General features: G+C 62.5%; 18 protein-coding genes. 17 read left to right on the top strand and 1 reads right to left on the bottom strand.

The features are described 5' to 3' along the window. Positions 1-286: 286 nt before the first annotated feature. A complete protein-coding gene (locus PG900_RS07420; protein WP_270801937.1) occupies positions 287-781 on the top strand; it encodes a GNAT family N-acetyltransferase in 495 nt (164 codons plus the stop codon). Between the two features lie 100 nt (positions 782-881). On the opposite strand, the gene rimO is transcribed toward PG900_RS07420, so the two are convergent. Beyond that, positions 882-2210: a 30S ribosomal protein S12 methylthiotransferase RimO gene (gene rimO / locus PG900_RS07415; RefSeq protein WP_270831189.1), complete on the bottom strand. Its 1329-nt coding sequence runs from the start codon at positions 2208-2210 to the stop codon at positions 882-884. A gap of 270 nt (positions 2211-2480) precedes the next feature. Between rimO and PG900_RS07410 the strand changes: the two genes are divergently transcribed. The 16 genes from PG900_RS07410 to fliR all read left to right on the top strand — a co-directional run bounded on the left by PG900_RS07410 (position 2481) and on the right by fliR (position 17135). After that, positions 2481-3572 carry an HD domain-containing phosphohydrolase gene (locus PG900_RS07410; protein ID WP_270831188.1) on the top strand — a complete coding sequence of 364 codons (1092 nt, stop codon included), beginning with the start codon at positions 2481-2483 and terminating at the stop codon, positions 3570-3572. Positions 3573-3800: 228 nt separating this feature from the next. Next, positions 3801-4577: a beta cell expansion factor BefA gene (befA, locus tag PG900_RS07405; protein ID WP_043124314.1), complete on the top strand. Its 777-nt coding sequence runs from the start codon at positions 3801-3803 to the stop codon at positions 4575-4577. 201 nt (positions 4578-4778) lie between these two features. After that, entirely contained in the window at positions 4779-5096 is a 318-nt protein-coding gene (gene fliE / locus PG900_RS07400; protein WP_029301485.1) for a flagellar hook-basal body complex protein FliE, read from the top strand. A 57-nt stretch (positions 5097-5153) separates the two neighbouring features. Beyond that, positions 5154-6866 carry a flagellar basal-body MS-ring/collar protein FliF gene (fliF, locus tag PG900_RS07395; RefSeq protein WP_270831187.1) on the top strand — a complete coding sequence of 571 codons (1713 nt, stop codon included), beginning with the start codon at positions 5154-5156 and terminating at the stop codon, positions 6864-6866. After that, entirely contained in the window at positions 6859-7920 is a 1062-nt protein-coding gene (gene fliG, locus PG900_RS07390) for a flagellar motor switch protein FliG (protein ID WP_011705273.1), read from the top strand. Before fliF ends, fliG begins: the two co-directional genes overlap by 8 nt. Before the next feature lie 64 nt (positions 7921-7984). Further along, complete coding sequence (gene fliH / locus PG900_RS07385; RefSeq protein WP_270831186.1) at positions 7985-8791, top strand: flagellar assembly protein FliH; 807 nt, start codon at positions 7985-7987, stop codon at positions 8789-8791. 72 nt (positions 8792-8863) lie between these two features. Then, positions 8864-10195 (top strand): flagellar protein export ATPase FliI, encoded by a 1332-nt coding sequence (gene fliI / locus PG900_RS07380; RefSeq protein ID WP_011705275.1) that lies wholly within the window; start codon positions 8864-8866, stop codon positions 10193-10195. Between the two features lie 26 nt (positions 10196-10221). Further along, positions 10222-10662 carry a flagellar export protein FliJ gene (fliJ, locus tag PG900_RS07375; RefSeq protein ID WP_011705276.1) on the top strand — a complete coding sequence of 147 codons (441 nt, stop codon included), beginning with the start codon at positions 10222-10224 and terminating at the stop codon, positions 10660-10662. A 91-nt stretch (positions 10663-10753) separates the two neighbouring features. After that, positions 10754-12733, top strand: coding sequence for a flagellar hook-length control protein FliK (locus PG900_RS07370; RefSeq protein WP_270831185.1), 1980 nt, complete (start codon positions 10754-10756; stop codon positions 12731-12733). Between the two features lie 57 nt (positions 12734-12790). Then, complete coding sequence (gene fliL / locus PG900_RS07365; protein WP_011705278.1) at positions 12791-13309, top strand: flagellar basal body-associated protein FliL; 519 nt, start codon at positions 12791-12793, stop codon at positions 13307-13309. A 9-nt stretch (positions 13310-13318) separates the two neighbouring features. Next, positions 13319-14389, top strand: coding sequence for a flagellar motor switch protein FliM (fliM, locus tag PG900_RS07360; RefSeq protein ID WP_039215301.1), 1071 nt, complete (start codon positions 13319-13321; stop codon positions 14387-14389). 51 nt (positions 14390-14440) lie between these two features. After that, positions 14441-14833, top strand: a complete 393-nt coding sequence (gene fliN / locus PG900_RS07355) for a flagellar motor switch protein FliN (protein ID WP_011705280.1) — start codon at positions 14441-14443, stop codon at positions 14831-14833. Beyond that, positions 14830-15213, top strand: coding sequence for a flagellar biosynthetic protein FliO (gene fliO, locus PG900_RS07350; RefSeq protein ID WP_270831184.1), 384 nt, complete (start codon positions 14830-14832; stop codon positions 15211-15213). Before fliN ends, fliO begins: the two co-directional genes overlap by 4 nt. Further along, positions 15200-15979, top strand: a complete 780-nt coding sequence (fliP, locus tag PG900_RS07345) for a flagellar type III secretion system pore protein FliP (RefSeq protein ID WP_011705281.1) — start codon at positions 15200-15202, stop codon at positions 15977-15979. Before fliO ends, fliP begins: the two co-directional genes overlap by 14 nt. Positions 15980-16006: 27 nt before the next feature. Beyond that, the gene (gene fliQ, locus PG900_RS07340; protein ID WP_011705282.1) at positions 16007-16276 is read left to right on the top strand and encodes a flagellar biosynthesis protein FliQ; all 270 of its coding nucleotides are present in this window, start codon (positions 16007-16009) and stop codon (positions 16274-16276) included. 67 nt (positions 16277-16343) lie between these two features. Then, complete coding sequence (fliR, locus tag PG900_RS07335) at positions 16344-17135, top strand: flagellar biosynthetic protein FliR (RefSeq protein ID WP_011705283.1); 792 nt, start codon at positions 16344-16346, stop codon at positions 17133-17135. The last annotated feature ends 116 nt before the right edge of the window (positions 17136-17251 follow it).

The following is a 17251-nucleotide window of genomic DNA, read 5'->3' as shown; positions in this document are numbered from 1 at the left end:
GCGTGACGACGGGAAGGCGCGCCTGGGCTACCGGCTCCTTAGCGCAGCCTGCTCGCCGCTCATCACAGGCTCTGCCAATGGCTGAGGCCGCACTTGCCTTTTCAGGCATGGCCAGCTTCCGCTCCCCGGCTGGTTATGATATCCATTCGGTAACCTGGTCTGGGGCAGACGAGTCCTGGAGACTCGCTGCCGCCGAGGCTGACGTCCGCTGGCGCGACTCTGGGTTTCGCCTCGCCCTGTTCATCCCTCCCCTGCTGGTCAGGGGTCATAGACAAAAGAGGATTTTATGGAGTTGGTGTTACTGGCGGATGCGCCATCTGCCGCAGGCGTGGTTGCCTCATGGTATTTTGACGAATGGTGCCGCGACACTGGTCGCTGCACGCAAGACCAGGTACTGGCCAAGGTCACGGCGGCCACCCAGGTTGATCGAGCTCCGCTGATGGTACTGGCCCGCCAGGCCGGTGAATGGGTAGGGGCTGCCGAGCTGAAGATCCGCGAAATGGCGATGTTTCCCGAGTACGAGCATTGGTTGGGTGGGGTCTATGTGGTTGAACAAGCGCGCGGGCAGGGGGTCGCCTCCTTGCTGGTAACAGAGATCCTCAGCCGTGCCCGCAGGGCGGGGATCAGCAAGCTGTACTTGCAAACCGAGAACCTGACCGGTGGCGTTTATTGCCGTCATGGTTTCAAGGCTCTTGAGGAGGTCCATTATAAAGGCCTTCATGTGCTGGTGATGGTGGCGGATACCGGCGTCCCGTCCTCGTCAGAAAAGGTGGTCCAGTGATGCTTGATACTGCTGCTCTGCCTGTATAGCCAGTTCGCGCAATCAATAAAAAAGCCAGTCAGGGTCACTGACTGGCTTTTTTGTTGGCGCTTGTCGGGGATCAGTCGATGAGACTGGCCCACAGGTCGTACTCGTCCGCTTCATCGATGCGGACCTTGACCATGTCGCCGGGCTTGAGGCCGGTTTCACCGTTCAGGTAGACCAGACCGTCGATCTCGGGGGCATCGGCGGCGGAGCGGCCGGTGGCACCCTCTTCATCCACCTCGTCGATCAGCACCAGCATCTCCTTGCCGACCTTGCGGGCGAGCTTGCGGATGGAAACCTGCTGTTGCAGCTCCATGAAGCGCTGGAAGCGCTCTTCCTGCACCTCTTCCGGCACCGGATCCGGCAGCTCGTTGGCCTTGGCGCCTTCGACCGGGCTGTACTTGAAGCAGCCGACCCGGTCCAGCTCCGCCTTGTCGATGAAGTCCAGCAGCATCTGGAACTCTTCTTCGGTCTCGCCGGGGAAGCCGACGATGAAGGTGGAACGCAGAGTGATCTCGGGGCAGATCTCGCGCCACTTCTGGATGCGCTCCAGGGTGCGTTCGACCGTGCCCGGGCGCTTCATCAGTTTGAGGATGCGCGGGCTGGCGTGCTGCAGCGGGATGTCGAGATAGGGCAGTACCTTACCATCGCGCATCAAGGGGATGACGTCATCCACGTGGGGGTACGGGTAGACGTAGTGCAGGCGCACCCACATGCCGAGCTTGGCCAGCTCTTCACACAGGGCCACCATGCTGGTCTTGACCGGCATGCCGTCGTAGAAACCGGTGCGGTGTTTGACGTCCACGCCGTAGGCTGAGGTGTCCTGGGAGATCACCTGGATCTCCTTCACGCCGGCCTCTTTCAGGCGCTTGGCTTCGGCCAGCACTTCGCCGATGGGACGGCTCACCAGATCCCCGCGCATGGAGGGGATGATGCAGAAGGTGCAGCGATGGTTGCAGCCTTCGGAAATTTTCAGATAGGCGTAGTGGCGGGGGGTCAGCTTGACGCCCTGGGCCGGCACCAGGCTGGTGAAGGGGTTGTGGGTCGGCTTCTCGACGTATTTGTGGACGTGGCCCAGCACCTCTTCATAGGCGTGGGGACCGGTGATCTCGAGCACCTTGGGATGGATCTCGCGGATCTGGTTCTCTTTGGCACCGAGGCAGCCGGTGACGATCACCTTGCCGTTCTCGGCCAGGGCCTCGCCGATGGCTTCCAGAGACTCCTGTACCGCGCTGTCGATGAAGCCGCAGGTGTTGACCACCACCACTTCCGCATCGTCATAGCTGGGCACCACGTCGTACCCTTCGGTACGCAGCTGGGTCAGGATGCGCTCGGAATCGACCAGATTTTTGGGGCAACCCAAGGAGACGAATCCTACTTTGGGGGCCTGTTTTGTGTTGGACATCGCTCAATCACTCTTAGGTGGCTCTAGTTTTAGGGCGCGGATTTTACCGGAATGGCTAACCAAAAACTATACAGCCGGCACGGCGGAATCGAACAATATCTCCGGCGAGGCAGGATTGTGCCCAGGCCGGCCCGTTTTGAGCCGATACGGGCCGATGGCGGCACCCTTGCCCCGTCAGTTCGCTGTCTGTTGAGTTTCAACTCAATTTTGCGAGAGCAGGAAGACGGGTGTCACTATACTCCCTGCAGGCAGACTGGAAGGAAGGACGGGATGGACAGCTCATTTGGCGAGAGAATGCAGAACGTGCACGCCACGCTCAGGCAGCGGTTTGACAAGTTGAGCCGGGTGGCCATCGCAATTTATGACCAGCACACGGACAGGCTCAAGACCTTCGCCCACAGCACCGAGGGAAGTTCCCCGCTGGTGCAGTACGAGGTCAAGCTGAGCGACGTCCCCTCTCTGCGCTATCTGGCCGAACACCGGCAAGCAAGGGTGCTCGACACGCTGGATTCGCTGCTGGGCTCCCCCTCCGAGCACAGCCGCAAGCTGCTGGCGGCCGGTTATGAATCCAGCTACACCGAGCCGCTGTTGTTCAACAGCAAGCTGTTCGGTTTTCTGTTTTGCGATGCCAGGGAGCCTGGCTACTTCGACCCCGCCATTCGCGGCGAACTGGCGGCATACGCCCAGATCCTGGCGGCCATCATCGCAGTGGAATTTTTCTCGATTCAGACCCTGAGCGGCGCGCTTACCACGGCGCGGGAGTTCAGCCGCTACCGGGATGAAGAGACCGCCAATCACCTGCACCGGATGTCGGCCTATTCACGGCTCATCGCCCGCGCCGTGACCACCCGTTATCCCTTGAGCGACGAGGAGGTGGAGTTCATCTATCTCTTCTCCGAGCTGCACGACATCGGCAAGATTGCGGTGCCCGACGCCATCTTGCTCAAACCCGGCAAGCTGACGCCAGAGGAGTACGGGGTGATGAAGATCCACCCGCTCAAGGGGCGGGAGATGATCGCCCTGATGATCAGCGAGTTTGGCCTCGACGGCATCCATCACACCGACATGCTCAAGAACATCATCGCCTATCACCACGAGCGCTTCGACGGTCAGGGCTATCCGGAGGGGCTGGCGGGGGAGGCGATCCCGCTGGAGGCCCGTATCGTCGCGGTGGCCGACGTGTTCGATGCACTCACCAGCGAGCGGCCCTACAAGCAGGCCTGGACGTTCGAAGCGGCCTTTGCCTACCTCGAAACCCACGCCGGCAGCCAGTTCGACCCCGCCTGCGTCGCCGCGGCGCTGTGCAACAAGGAGGCGTTTCGCGCCATCCATCAGCAATACCGAGAGCCCGCTGCCAGCTAGGCGGCGAGCCTGGTGTCATGACTTGCTCTACCTCGTTTTGCCCTGTTGCGACTCTGCCCGAGATAGCGTGAGAGCGGCGGCTGGCTCTGCCTCATCAAGGTTGCCAATCGGATAGAGCCCATCATGACGAGCGTCACTGATTGACCCGCCTCGTGCCATTGGGCTTATCCGGCTCTGGCCAGATCTGCTACTGTGACCATCAACTCATCACAAAGGGTGGAGCACAGCATGAAGATTCGATTCCTGGTGATAGCAACGGCCATGGCGCTGGCGTCGGCCCCCAGTCTGGCTGACTGGGCCAAGGTGAAGGCGGCCGCGAGCGAGCTCGGCAGCGCGGTGAGCGACACCAGCAAGGAGGCGTGGCAGAGTGTCACCGACTTCTCCAAGGCGACCTGGGCATCGGTTTCCCAGTGGGGCTCGGAGGCGTTCAACACCGCCGGCGCCTGGACCGACAAGAGCGTGGCGACCGGCAAGGAGTGGCTGACGGTGGCCGACAAGAAGCTCGACGAGATGCTCGAGCCCAAGACGGCCGACGAGGCGCGGCTTGCCCTCGATACCATGGCCGACACCGCCCTGGTGCGGCTGTTCAACCAGCAACCCTCGGCCAAGCTGTTGTTTGACAAGGCTTATGGCTATGCGGTGTTCGACTCGCGCAAGTTCTCCCTGATGCTGCACACCAACCAGGGGGCGGGGGTGGCGGTCAATCGCACCAGCGGCAAGCACACCTACATGAAGATGTTCGGTGCCGGGCTCGCGGCCGGGCTCGGTGGCAAGTTCTACCAGCAAGTGATCCTGTTTGAAGACAAGGCCAGGTTCGATGCCTTCGTCAGCCAAGGCTGGGAGGCCACCTCCGAGATGGGGGCCGTGGCGGGCAAGGAGAGCGCCGAGCTCAGCGCCAAGTACAACGGTGGCATGGCCATCTACCAGATCGGCGAGAAAGGCTTGCTGCTCGATGCCAACATCTCTGGCTCCAAGTACTGGGTGGACAAGGATCTGACCCGCTAGTCACCCGCTTTCCGGCCTTTTCCGTCGGCCCGCATCTTGCTGGCTGGCGGGAAGGTCGTCACTTGGCAAATAATCTGCCCTCGCATCGCCTGTTACGGGCTGCTTACCCCCTCTCATCCCGCTTGCCTGGTGGTTTTCTACTTGTTGGCACCCTAATTGCTTACACCCTGACAGCGTCAATGATTTGTCTGGGGATGGAATATGGAAATTAGTGCAAGCAGCCTGATGCAAGAGATGCAGGCTCTCAAGGTCGAAGCCGGCGCCACGCCGCTGACCCAGCCTGGCCGCCAGGTTACGTCCGACTTTGGCCAGTTGCTGCAACAGGCCCTTGGCAACGTCAACGAGTTGCAGGGGGCCGCCAACGATCTGCGTACCCGTTTTGACATGGGCGACAACTCGGTCGACTTGTCCGAGGTGATGATCGCCGGGCAGAAATCCTCCATCGCCTTCGAGGCGACGGTGCAGGTACGCAACAAGATGGTCGATGCCTACAAGACCATTATGAACATGCCGGTATAAGCGCGCTCACCATGGCAACTGAACATCATGAACATGTCAGCAATAAGGACATAAATCGTGGCTAATGACCAAAACGGCGAACTGCTGATGAACGATGAGGGCAGTGCCGCCCTCGATGAGAATGAGCAGAAGAGTTCAGCACTCGGCTTTCTGTCCAACACGGATGTGCTGCGTCAGATCACCCTGATCCTGGGGTTGGCCATCTGTCTGGCGATCGCCGTTTTCATCCTGCTGTGGGGCAAGGAGCCGGACATGCGGCCCCTTGGCACCTACACCACCCAGGAGCTGGTCAAGACCCTCGACTACCTCGATCAGCAGAAGATCCCCTATCAGGTGGATGGCAAGAGCGTGCTGGTCAGTGCCGAGAACTACTCCAGCATCCGGCTGGCGCTGACCCGTGCCGGCTTGGCCAACGCCACCGACACTACCAGTGACGGGGAAGACATCCTGCTCAAGGACTCCAGCTTCGGCGTCAGCCAGCGGATGGAGAGCGAGCGTCTCAAACTGAGCCGCGAGCGTCAGTTGGCCAGCGCCATCGAGCAGTTCCAGAACGTGGCCAAGGCCCAGGTGCTGCTGGCCATCCCGAAAGACAACGTGTTTGCCCGCAACGAACGCAAACCCAGCGCGACTGTGGTGCTGAGCCTCAAGGGCAATGCCCTCGGCCAGGGTGAAGTGGACTCCATCGTCGACATAGTCGCCTCCGCGGTGCACGGTCTGGAGCCGACCCGCGTCACTGTGACCGACCAGAACGGCCGCCTGCTCAATTCGGGCTCCCAGGATCCCGTCTCTGCCCAGACTCGCAAGGAGTTTGCGATGCAGCAGAAGCAGGAGCTGGAATACAAACAAAAAATTGACGCCATCCTGATCCCGGTGCTCGGCGCCGACAATTATACGGCGGAGGTCGATCTCTCCCTCGACTTCTCCCAGCAGGAGCAGACCCGCAAGACCTACAACCCGGACTTGCCGGCGGTGCGCTCCGAAATGACCATGGAAGAGAACAGCGCCAACGGCAGCAACGGCGGCGTGCCCGGCGCCCTCTCCAACCAGCCGCCTGCCGCCTCCAACATTCCGCAGCAGGCGACCGGCCCCAATGCCGAAACGACCGCCTCCTCTTCCGGCCGCTCCCGCAAGGAGGCGACCCGCAACTTCGAACTGGATACCACCGTCAGCCATATCCGGCGTCAGATGGGTGGCATTCGCCGCATGACCGTCTCGGTGGCGGTGGATTACAAGGCGTCTACCGCTGCCGATGGCAAGGTGACCCGCGAGCCCCGTACCCAGCCCGAACTCGATACCCTGCGTCGCCTGCTGAGCGGTGGCCTTGGCTTTGATGTGACCCGTGGTGATACTCTGGAGGTGGTCGCCATCCCGTTCAACCGGCCCGAGCTCGAAAGCGTGGCCGAAGCGCCGCTCTACGAGCAGCCCTGGTTCTGGCGTGCGGTGCGCATTGCCGCCTCCGTGCTGGTCATCATAGTGTTGATCGTCACCGTGGTGCGGCCCATGCTCAAGCGCCTGCTCTATCCGGATGCCAAGCCGGAAGGGGAACTGGACTTCGACAACCACACCGTCTTGGGTGGGGATGACGAGCTCAGTCTGCTGGCGGCTCAGGCTGAATCCGAGCCGGTGTTCGGGGTACGTGATGGCCATCTGAAACTGCCGGATCTGCACCGTGACGAGGACTTGCTCAAGGCGGTACGTGCGCTGGTGGCGAACGAACCGGATCTGGCCGCACAGGTCATTAAAGAATGGGTAGCGAACAAAGATGGCTGACGAAAACAAGACACAGGTCACCGGCAATGACATCACCGACAGTCAGCGCCAGATCCTGGATCAGATGAGCGGGATGGAGATGGCGGCGGTATTGATGCTGAGCCTCAACGAAGAGGATGCCGCCCAGATCTTCCGCCATCTCGAGCCCAAGCAGGTGCAGCGGCTCGGCATGTCGATGGCCTCCATGTCGGATTTCAGTCACGACCGGGTGGCGGCGGTGCACCGTCAATTCATCGACGACATCCAGAAGTACACCAACATCGGTATCGGCAGCGAAGATTTCGTGCGCAAGGCGCTGGTGGCCGCTCTTGGCGAAGACAAGGCCAGCAACCTGGTGGACCAGATCATTCTGGGTTCAGGTGCCCGCGGCCTCGACTCGCTCAAGTGGATGGATGCCCGCCAGGTGGCCAGCATCATCCAGAACGAACACCCGCAGATCCAGACCATCGTCCTTTCGTATCTGGAGCCGGAACAGTCGGCCGAGATCCTGAGCCAGTTCCCGGAACAGGTACGCCTCGATCTGGTGATGCGTATCGCCAACCTGGAAGAGGTGCAACCGGCGGCACTGCAAGAGCTCAACGACATCATGGAGAAACAGTTCGCCGGTGCGGCGGGTGCCCAGGCAGCCAAGATGGGCGGCCTGAAGGCGGCTGCCAACATCATGAACTACCTCGACACCAACATCGAAGGCCAGCTGATGGACTCCATCCGCGAGTCGGACGAGGAGATGAGCCAGCAGATCCAGGATTTGATGTTCGTGTTCGAAAACCTCATCGATGTGGACGATCGCGGCATCCAGACCATGCTGCGGGAAGTGCCGGGGGATCTTCTGCAACGGGCGCTCAAGGGCTCCGACGATCAGATGCGCGAGAAGGTATTCAAGAACATGTCCAAGCGGGCCGCCGAGATGCTGGCGGACGATCTGGAGGCCATGGGGCCGATCCGGGTCTCCGAAGTGGAAGCCGCCCAGAAGGAGATCCTCTCCATCGCCCGCCGTCTGGCGGATGCCGGCGAGATCATGCTGGGTGCCGGTGGCGGCGAGGAGTTCCTCTGATGAGCGGCCACGTCGGCGTGAATAGCAGACCGGGCAGTAGAATGGCGAGGAGTGCGGCAGACAGATGAACAACAACAAGCTGCGCGGTTATGTCAGACCCGACGGGGATGAGAGCCAGGTCCAGACCTGGGGCTGGCCCGAGATGGAGGTCGAGGCCGAGGTCGAGACCAACGCCCTCGGGCTGACGCCGGACTGGTATCGGCAGGAAGAAGAGGTCCCGGTCGAAGAACCGGTGGAGGAGCCGGCCCCCAGCATCACTGCCGAGGAGCTCGAAGCAATTCGCCAGGCCGCCTGGGAAGAGGGGATGACCGAGGGGCGTGAAGCCGGTTACGCCAAGGGGCTCGAAGAGGGCAAGCTGGAAGGCCTGCAGCAGGGACATGCCGCCGGGCTGGAGCAGGGCAAGGAGGAGGGGCTGGCCCTCGGTCGCGAGCTGGTGGATCAGCAGATGAGCCACTGGCAGGGGCTGATCGATCGCCTCGCCAACCCGCTCAAGGAGCTGGACGGCGCGGTGGAGCAGCAGCTCATCGCCCTGGTGATGCAGTTGGCCCGTGCCCTCATTCGTCACGAGGCCGAAACCTCGCCCCGGCTGTTGCTCGAAGCGCTCAAGCAGGGGCTGGCGCTGTTGCCGGCCGCCGAACTGGGGGTCACCCTGATGCTGCACCCGGACGATCTGGCCCGGGTCGAGCAGGCGTTCGGCGCCGAGGAGTGCGCCAAGCGCCACTGGCGGCTGCAAAGCGATCCCACCCTCTTCCCCGGCGATCTGCAGCTGGCCACCGAGCTATCCAGCATCGATCTGACCCTCGCGGGGCGCATCGATCAGCTGCTGCGCAACTTCCTGCGTGACAATGCATCGCAGGATGCCCGTGGCTAAGGGCATGCGGGCTGCCAGGGGGCGGCCCGTCTGCTTTCTCTACCCATTCAACGTCATATCTCAGGAGGCCGGATGAGCGGCTCATTACTCAATCGGTTGCAAGGGTATCGGGTACGCGATATCGCCCCCAAACCGCCGGTGGCCGGCAAGCTGACCCGGGTGGTGGGGCTGACCCTCGAAGCCATCGGCTGCCGCGCCGCCATCGGGGCACTCTGTCGCATCGATACCCAGGATGGCTCGCTGGAGGCCGAAGTAGTGGGCTTCTCCGGCGATCGGCTGTTTCTGATGCCAAGCGAACAGCTCAAGGGGGTCATTCCCGGTGCCCGGGTAGTGCCCATCACCGAGGAGCACGGCATTCCGGTCGGCATGAACCTGCTGGGCCGGGTCATCGACGGCATCGGCCAGCCGCTGGACGGGCTCGGCCCTATCCTCTCTTCCCAGACGGTGCAGTTTGCCCAGCACCGCATCAACCCGCTCTCCCGCCGCCCGATCCATCAGCCGATGGACGTGGGGGTGCGCGCCATCAACGCCGTGCTGACCGTGGGGCAAGGCCAGCGGATGGGGCTGTTCGCCGGCTCCGGCGTCGGCAAATCCGTGCTGCTCGGCATGATGACCCGTGGCTCGGTGGCCGACGTGGTGGTAGTGGGGCTCATCGGCGAACGGGGCCGCGAGGTGAAGGAGTTCATCGAGGAGATCCTGGGGGAGGAGGGGCGTGCCCGCTCCGTGGTGGTGGCGGCGCCGGCCGATGCCTCGCCGCTGATGCGGCTTAAGGGGTGTGAGACGGCGCTGGCCATCGCCGAGTATTTCCGCGATCAGGGGCTCAACGTGCTGCTGCTGATGGACTCGCTCACCCGTTACGCCCAGGCCCAGCGTGAGATCGCCCTGGCAGTGGGCGAGCCGCCGGCCACCAAGGGCTATCCGCCCTCGGTGTTCGCCAAATTGCCGGCACTGGTGGAGCGGGCCGGCAACGGCAGCGACGGCCAGGGCTCGATCACGGCCTTCTTCACCGTGCTGACGGAAGGGGACGATCTGCAGGATCCCATCGCCGATGCGGCGCGGGCCATCCTCGACGGCCACATCGTGTTGTCGCGCGAGCTGGCCGATGCGGGCCACTACCCGGCCATCGACATCGAAAAGTCCATCAGCCGGGTGATGCCCATGGTGACCTCGCCGGAACACATGGAGCTGGCGCGCACCCTCAAGCAGTTCTACTCCCTCTACCAGCAGAACCGCGATCTCATCACCATCGGTGCCTATAGCCAGGGCTCCGACCCCCGCATCGACCGCGCCATCATCCAAAAACCCTATCTGGATCAGTTCTTGCAACAAGGCATGCGCGAGGTCATTCACTACGATGCGGGCCTGCAGGCCCTGCAGCTGGTGGCTATGCCGCTGATGCGTTGACGAGAAGATAAGAGGGAGGCGTGCCCATGAGTAAAGGCTTGGTAATGTTGTCGGAGCGGCTGGTGGAGGCCGAACAGCAGGCGGCGCTGGCGCTGGCCAAGGCCCAGCAGGATCTGAAAATCTTCATGGAGCAGCAGGACGCGCTCAACCAGTACCGCCAGATTTACCACCAGCAGTGGACCGACCGCGGCCTGCAGGGCATAGGTGCCCAGCAGAACAGCCAGTATCACGCCTTCATCAACAAGCTCGAGCAGGCAGCCACCCAGCAGTACGAAGGGGTGTTGCAGGTACGCCAAGCGCTGGAACTGCGCCGCGAGGAGTGGTTGGCCGCGCAGCAGCGGCGCAAGGCGGTGGAGTTGCTGCTGGCCAAGCAGGCGGGCCGCGAGCAGCAGAAAGCCCAGCGCCAGGAGCAGAAGATGCTGGACGAGTACGCCATGCTGCGCCGTTTCCACCATTCTGGCCTGTAACTTGCTTTCTTCTTGCCATCCCGTGTGCGCCTCACTTCCCCCGGGGAGCTGAGGATAAACCCGAAGCCGAATGTCGCCAGGAATCTTCACCATGATGCAGACACTGTTAACCAATTCCCCCGCCGCGCCGACAGCTGCCGCTGCCGACAAGAGCGCTGTGCTGACGGCGAGCCAGGATGGCGGTGAAGGGGCGTTGCAGAGCGACGGCAAGGCTGGCTTTTCCGAGGTGATGAACCGGGTGCAGCAGGCTGACAAGGTTAATGCCAAAGCCGATGGCAAGGCCCCGGCCCGGCCCGGCGCCGAGCAGGGGAGTGCTGGTGCATCGGAGAGCAACAAGCCGGTGCCGACCGCCAAGAGTGAGGCTGCCAAATCTTTGGCGAATGAGGCCGAAGAGGCCGGTAGCGCCGACGACAAACCACAGAAGGGGAGTGAGCCCGACCCCGCTCTCACCCCCAACGATTTCTTGCAGCGTCTGCAGGATGCCCTCAAACAGGACACCTCCCTGGTCGCCCCAACGGCCATCAATCTGGTCGCCACTGCTCCCGTCGTTGAGACGGACGGCAAGATGTTGCCGCAGAAGGGCGCGGACGCCGAGTCGGCCGAGGCTTCGGCCACTCTCACCCAGCCGCTTGCCGGCAGCAGCGACAAACAGGGGGCGACGACCAGTGCCGCCGCGCTGGCCCGCCAGGCTGCCAGCTTGCTCACGGGAGAAACCAGTGTGCCGGTTGATGCGAAGGCCGCGCAGCCGGATGCCGCCATGACGGATGACGCCGCCCTGACGGCTCAGTTGCAAGAAACCGGAAAAGTGGGAAGCGGCAAGGAGAGCGGCGCCAATGCCGACCAACAGGCCGATAGCAGTGGCAAAGAGACCAAGGGGAGCAAAAGCGAGCTCTCCACCGCCGAGCGGGCGGCCTTGTTGAGCAAGGTGCCCGCCGCCGCGTTAAGCGAACAGGGTGAGAATGACACCAAGATCCCGCTGGAGGGCGCCGACAAAGGGGCCAAGCCTGTGGTGCCGCCCATGGCGGGCAAGGAAGAGCCGGTAAAAACCGCTCCGCTGCAGGCCACCCACCAGGCCGTGGCCACTCAGCCCGGCGCCGCCAGAGCGTTTGAAGATGGGGTGACCCGCACCGATGACGGCTCGAGCAGCGCCGCTGCTGACAAGGCGCCAACGCAGACCGCCACTGAGGGGGATGGGCAGTCCAAGCCGGTGGCCGCCAAGGCCGAGGGTCAGCCTGCTCCTGCCGCCAGCAGCGGCGCACCGGCGCCGGCCACCGCTCCCGCCAGCGAACCCGTGCTGGTGGCGCCGCAACAGGTGCTCGCCAGCAGCGAGCCGCAGGGCCCGCAAGCGTCCCTGGCAAGCCTGTCAGCCGGGCTCAAGCAGATGGAAGCCACCGAGCGCAGCGACGCACCCATGGCCCGCAGCGAGGTGAAAGTTGACGTGAAGCAGAAGGTGGCAGAGTTGGCTCGCGGCGGTGCTCAGGAGAGCAGTGAGACGACCACCACCCCGGAGAACAGCCGCAGCCAGCAGGTCCAGCAGAACAGCCAGCCCCAGGCGGTGGGTCATGACAATCGGCCGGCGGCCACCGAAGCGGCCGCGCGGCGCGAGCCCGCCAACCTGCCCCACCTCAAGTTGGCCGATCCGGAGGCGCCGGCCCAGTTGCACCAGAAGGTCAACCTGATGCTGGCGGACAAGCTGCAGCAGGCGGAGATCCAGCTCGATCCCCTCGGCCTTGGCAAGATGAAGATCCAGATACAGATGGGGGCAGACAGCCAGGCCAACGTCCATTTCGTGGTGCAGCACGGCCAGACCCGGGAAATGCTGGAGCAGGCCATGCCCCGGCTGCGTGATATGCTGGCTGGACAGGGCATCCAGCTGGGTCAGACCCTGGTGCAACAACAGCCGCAGCAGCAGTCACAGGGCCAGTCGGCGTTTGCCGGTCAGGGTCAGCAAGGCCAAAAAGGCAGCGGATCTTTTGCCGAAACAGGCCAAACTGAGGCAGAGGTCACGGGCGCCGGCATGCGTTTGTCGACGGAATCGACAAACGACAGCGGAATTGATTTCTATGCTTGATGCCAGCCCGAGTAAGTTTATGATATCGAACAAGTTTGAGACTAGGGTGGACAAGGGATGGCAGACGATAACGAACTGACGCTGAAAGACCCGGCGGCAGGCAAGAAAAAGAAGCTGATCATGATTATCGCCCTGGCCGTGATTGTGCTGGGTGGCGGTGGGGCCGGCGCCTGGTTCATGCTATCCGGCGGCGATAAACCGGCGGCCGAGGCCGCGGGGGAGGGCAAAGATGCCAAGCCCAAAGAGGCGGCGCCTCAGCCTTCGCTCTACGTGGGCATGCCGCGCCCCTTCGTGTTCAACGTCTCCGGTGGTCAGCGTGACCGGCTGGTGCAGATCAAGATCCAGCTGATGGTGCGCGGCACCGCCGACGAGACGCTGGCCAAGCAGAATATCCCCCTCATCGAAGGCACCCTGTTGCGGGTCTTCAGTGCGGCCACCAGCGAGCAGCTGATGACCTTCGAGGGCAAGGAGAAGCTGCGCAAGGATTCACTGGAAGAGTGCCGTCGGGTGCTCAATGACCTGGTCTCTTCCCCCGTTATCGAACAAGTGCTGTTTACCGGCTTTGTCATGCAATAAGGGTGAAGCGTGAGCGATCTGTTAAGTCAGGACGAAATTGATGCCCTCTTGCACGGGGTCGATGATGTCGAAGAGGAAGAGATAGGCGCGGCGGGGGATCCCGGCGTCGCCCAGTTCGACTTCTCCTCTCAGGACCGCATCGTCCGTGGTCGCATGCCGACCCTGGAGCTGGTGAACGAGCGTTTCGCCCGCCACATGCGGATCAGCCTGTTCAACATGATGCGCCGCACCGCCGAGGTCTCCATCAACGGTGTGCAGATGCTCAAGTTCGGCGAGTACGTGCACACCCTGTTCGTGCCGACCAGCCTCAACATGGTGCGCTTCCGCCCGCTCAAGGGGACGGCGCTCATCACCATGGAGGCGCGGCTGGTCTTCATCTTGGTGGAGAACTTCTTCGGTGGCGACGGCCGCTACCACGCCAAGATCGAGGGGCGCGAGTTCACTCCCACCGAGCGGCGCATCATCCAGATGCTGCTCAAGCTGGTGTTCGAGGATTACAAGGACGCCTGGGCGCCGGTGATGGACGTGGGCTTCGAGTACCTCGACTCCGAGGTAAACCCGGCCATGGCCAACATCGTCAGCCCCACCGAGGTGATCGTGGTCAGCTCGTTCCACATCGAGCTGGATGGCGGTGGCGGTGACTTCCATGTGGCCATGCCCTACTCCATGCTGGAGCCCATCCGCGAGCTGCTGGATGCTGGTGTGCAGAGCGACAAGGGCGACACCGACGTGCGCTGGAGCAAGGCGCTGCGCGACGAGATCATGGACGTCAAGGTGGAGCTGCGGGCCAAGTTGCTGGAGACCGAGCTCACCCTGCGCGAGCTGATGGAGCTGCAACCCGGCGACATCATCCCGGTAGATATGCCGGAGAACCTGCTGGTGTTCGTGGAGGACTTGCCCACTTTCCATGCCAAGATGGGGCGGACCAAGGACAATGTGGCGCTCAAAATCACCGACAAACTCAAGCGCCCGGAAGGGGTCAAGACCGAGATGCATCTGGTGACCCGGGGCGGTGTACGCATCGATGGCGAGGCCGAGCTGGAAGAGCTCGAGCGCAGCATCGAAGATCAACAACGATAAACGGCGATCTGCGCTGGCAGGCCGTCAAGAAAGCAGCATAAGGAATTCAAGATGAGCGGAACTGATGAAGAGGATCTGATGGCGGACGCCTGGGCAGCCGCGCTGGAAGAGCAGGTGACTGCCGAAGCCAAGCCCGCTCCCCTCGAAGAGCTCAAGGATGATGCCCCCATCAGTGCCGAGGAGCGGCGCAAGCTGGATACCATTCTGGATATTCCGGTGACCATCGCCATGGAAGTGGGCCGCAGCCAGATCAGCATCCGCAACCTGCTGCAGCTCAACCAGGGCTCGGTGGTGGAGCTGGATCGGGTGGCGGGCGAGCCACTGGACGTACTGGTCAACGGCACCCTGATCGCCCACGGCGAGGTGGTGGTGGTGAACGACAAGTTCGGTATCCGGTTGACCGACGTCATCAGCCAGATTGAACGGATCAAGAAACTCAAATGATCCGCATCTCCCCGTTGTTGCTGTTGTCCTTGCCCGCACTGGCTGAACCCGGTGCGGGTGCCAATCCGCCCAGCCTCACCTCCTGGCTGCTCTCCAGCCTGATGGTCATCGGCCTCATCCTGGTGCTCGGTTTCCTGCTCAAGAAGAGCAAGATTGCCACCGCCATGGGGGGCGGCCAGATGCGGGTCATCGCCAGCCTGCCGGTGGGCTACAAGGAGAAGCTGCTGGTGGTCAAGGTGGGCGAACAGCAGCTGTTGCTTGGGGTGACGCCGCAGCAGGTCAACTTTCTCTATCGTCTGGAAGAGCCGCTGGACGAGAGCCAGCCCCAGGCGTTCTCCCAGCAGCTTGGCAAATTGATGGGCAAGCATGAAAAAAGCTAACGGCTCACGGCCGCACGGTGGGCTGCTGGTCGGCCTGTTATCCCTCTTGATCCTCTGCTCGCCGCTGGCGCTGGCCCAGGACGGCATGTCGGCAGTCACCATCAAGACCATGGCGGATGGCAGCCAGGAATACAGCCTGACCCTGCAGGTGCTGGCGCTGATGACGGCGCTCTCCTTCCTGCCGGCCATCGTCATCATGATGACCTCCTTTACTCGCATCATCATAGTGCTCGGCATTCTGCGCCAGGCCATCGGTCTGCAGCAGAGCCCCTCCAACCAGGTGTTGATCGGCATTGCCCTGTTCATGTCGTTCTTCATCATGTCGCCGGTGCTGGATCGCATCAACAACGAGGCGCTGCAACCCTATCTGGCCGAGACCATCCAGGCCAAGGAGGCGCTGGAGAAGGCCGAGCTACCCATCCACCAGTTCATGCTGGCCCAGACCCGGATCAAGGATCTCAACACCTTCATGGAGATAGCGAACGTGCAGGTGGACAAGCCCGCCGACGTGCCGCTGCGGGTGTTGATCCCGGCGTTTGTCACCAGCGAGCTCAAGACCGCGTTCCAGATAGGCTTCATGCTGTTTCTGCCGTTCCTGGTGATAGACCTGGTGGTGGCCAGTATCCTGATGGCGATGGGGATGATGATGTTGTCGCCGATGCTGGTCTCCCTGCCATTCAAGCTGATGTTGTTCGTCATGGTGGATGGCTGGAATCTGATCCTGGGATCCCTGGCCAACAGCTTCGGGCTGGGTGCCGGTGGTTAAGGGCGAGCAACGCAAGGAGCGAACGGCATGAGTCCTGAAACCTTTATCGACGTGTTTCGCGAGGCGCTCTGGCTGGTCACCATCATGGTGTGTGCCGTGATCCTGCCGAGCCTCTGCGTCGGTTTGCTGGTGGCCATCTTCCAGGCGGCCACCTCCATCAACGAACAGACCTTGAGCTTTTTGCCCCGCCTCATCGTCACCCTGTTTGCACTGGGGGCAGGGGCGCACTGGGGCTTGCAGAGTCTGATGGACTTCTTCCTGCTGATGGTGAGCCAAATTCCGGAGGTGGTGGGATGAAGGGCTCGCTCGAGCAGAGCGGCCTGCTGCGCCCGTTGCCGGCCTCGATGGCCCGCAAGGTGCCGGGATGACCTACACAACCGCTCTCATCATGGAGTGGTTGTCTTCCATCGTCTGGCCGTTGGCGCGGGTGAGCGGGCTGCTGATGGTGATGGCGGTGTTTGGTAGCCGGCTGACGCCGGCTCGCGTGCGCATCAGCCTGGCGCTGGCGCTGACCCTGATGATTGCCCCTTTGCTCCCCCCTATGCCCAAGATCGAGCTGTTCTCGGTCGGCAGTTTTCTGGTGCTGGGCCAGCAGTTGCTCATCGGGGTCGCGCTCGGCCTCATGACCCAGTTTCTGATGGAGAGCTTCGTGATGGCTGGCCAGATCATCGCCATGCAGACCAGTCTGGGTTTCGCCACCCTGGTGGACCCCATGAACGGCCAGTCGGCACCGGTGGTGGGCCAGTTCTACCTGATGCTGGCGACCCTGGTATTTCTGGCGGTGGATGGTCACCTCATCATGTTGCGCATGGTGGTGCTGAGCTTTGATACCCTGCCGGTGTCGGACAGCGGCCTCAGCCTGCCCTCCATTCGCGATCTGATCGGTTTTCTCGGGGTCATGTATCAGGCCTCGCTGGTGATGGCGCTCTCCGCCATCGTCGCCCTGCTGCTCATCAACTTTGCCTTCGGCGTCATGACCCGTGCCGCACCCCAGCTCAACATCTTCAGCATCGGCTTTGCGGTCAGCATGATGTCGGGCCTGCTGATCCTCTGGTTGACCATAGGTGGCTTCCTCGGCCATTTCGACAGCATGTGGGAGCGGGTGCAGGAGACCAGCTGCACCCTCATCGGCACCCAGTGCCTGGGGGGCCAGTAAGATGCCGGCGGCAGGCTGTGGGCTCCCTTGCCCGAGATTGATTGCCTGGACCTGCCCTGTTGGCATGGTGCAACTGAACAACGGCGCTCAGGCGGCTTTGATGCCTGATTGCCTCG

The sequence above is a fragment of the Aeromonas sp. QDB03 genome (assembly GCF_027707985.1).
GTDB lineage: Bacteria > Pseudomonadota > Gammaproteobacteria > Enterobacterales > Aeromonadaceae > Aeromonas > Aeromonas hydrophila.
The sequence above is the reverse complement of the archived record's forward strand: the minus strand, read 5'-3'. Positions and strand labels throughout refer to the sequence as shown.

Excerpts from the sequence above, each read along its gene's own strand:
- fliR (WP_011705283.1), top strand. The coding sequence starts at position 16,344 with ATGACCTACACAACCGCTCTCATCATGGAGTGGTTGTCTTCCATCGTC.
- fliP (WP_011705281.1), top strand. The coding sequence starts at position 15,200 with ATGAAAAAAGCTAACGGCTCACGGCCGCACGGTGGGCTGCTGGTCGGC.
- fliJ (WP_011705276.1), top strand. The coding sequence starts at position 10,222 with ATGAGTAAAGGCTTGGTAATGTTGTCGGAGCGGCTGGTGGAGGCCGAA.
- rimO (WP_270831189.1), bottom strand. The coding sequence starts at position 2,210 with ATGTCCAACACAAAACAGGCCCCCAAAGTAGGATTCGTCTCCTTGGGT.
- befA (WP_043124314.1), top strand. The coding sequence starts at position 3,801 with ATGAAGATTCGATTCCTGGTGATAGCAACGGCCATGGCGCTGGCGTCG.
- fliG (WP_011705273.1), top strand. The coding sequence starts at position 6,859 with ATGGCTGACGAAAACAAGACACAGGTCACCGGCAATGACATCACCGAC.
- fliI (WP_011705275.1), top strand. The coding sequence starts at position 8,864 with ATGAGCGGCTCATTACTCAATCGGTTGCAAGGGTATCGGGTACGCGAT.
- fliL (WP_011705278.1), top strand. The coding sequence starts at position 12,791 with ATGGCAGACGATAACGAACTGACGCTGAAAGACCCGGCGGCAGGCAAG.
- PG900_RS07410 (WP_270831188.1), top strand. The coding sequence starts at position 2,481 with ATGGACAGCTCATTTGGCGAGAGAATGCAGAACGTGCACGCCACGCTC.
- fliN (WP_011705280.1), top strand. The coding sequence starts at position 14,441 with ATGAGCGGAACTGATGAAGAGGATCTGATGGCGGACGCCTGGGCAGCC.
- fliQ (WP_011705282.1), top strand. The coding sequence starts at position 16,007 with ATGAGTCCTGAAACCTTTATCGACGTGTTTCGCGAGGCGCTCTGGCTG.
- fliH (WP_270831186.1), top strand. The coding sequence starts at position 7,985 with ATGAACAACAACAAGCTGCGCGGTTATGTCAGACCCGACGGGGATGAG.
- PG900_RS07420 (WP_270801937.1), top strand. The coding sequence starts at position 287 with ATGGAGTTGGTGTTACTGGCGGATGCGCCATCTGCCGCAGGCGTGGTT.
- fliE (WP_029301485.1), top strand. The coding sequence starts at position 4,779 with ATGGAAATTAGTGCAAGCAGCCTGATGCAAGAGATGCAGGCTCTCAAG.
- fliO (WP_270831184.1), top strand. The coding sequence starts at position 14,830 with ATGATCCGCATCTCCCCGTTGTTGCTGTTGTCCTTGCCCGCACTGGCT.
- PG900_RS07370 (WP_270831185.1), top strand. The coding sequence starts at position 10,754 with ATGATGCAGACACTGTTAACCAATTCCCCCGCCGCGCCGACAGCTGCC.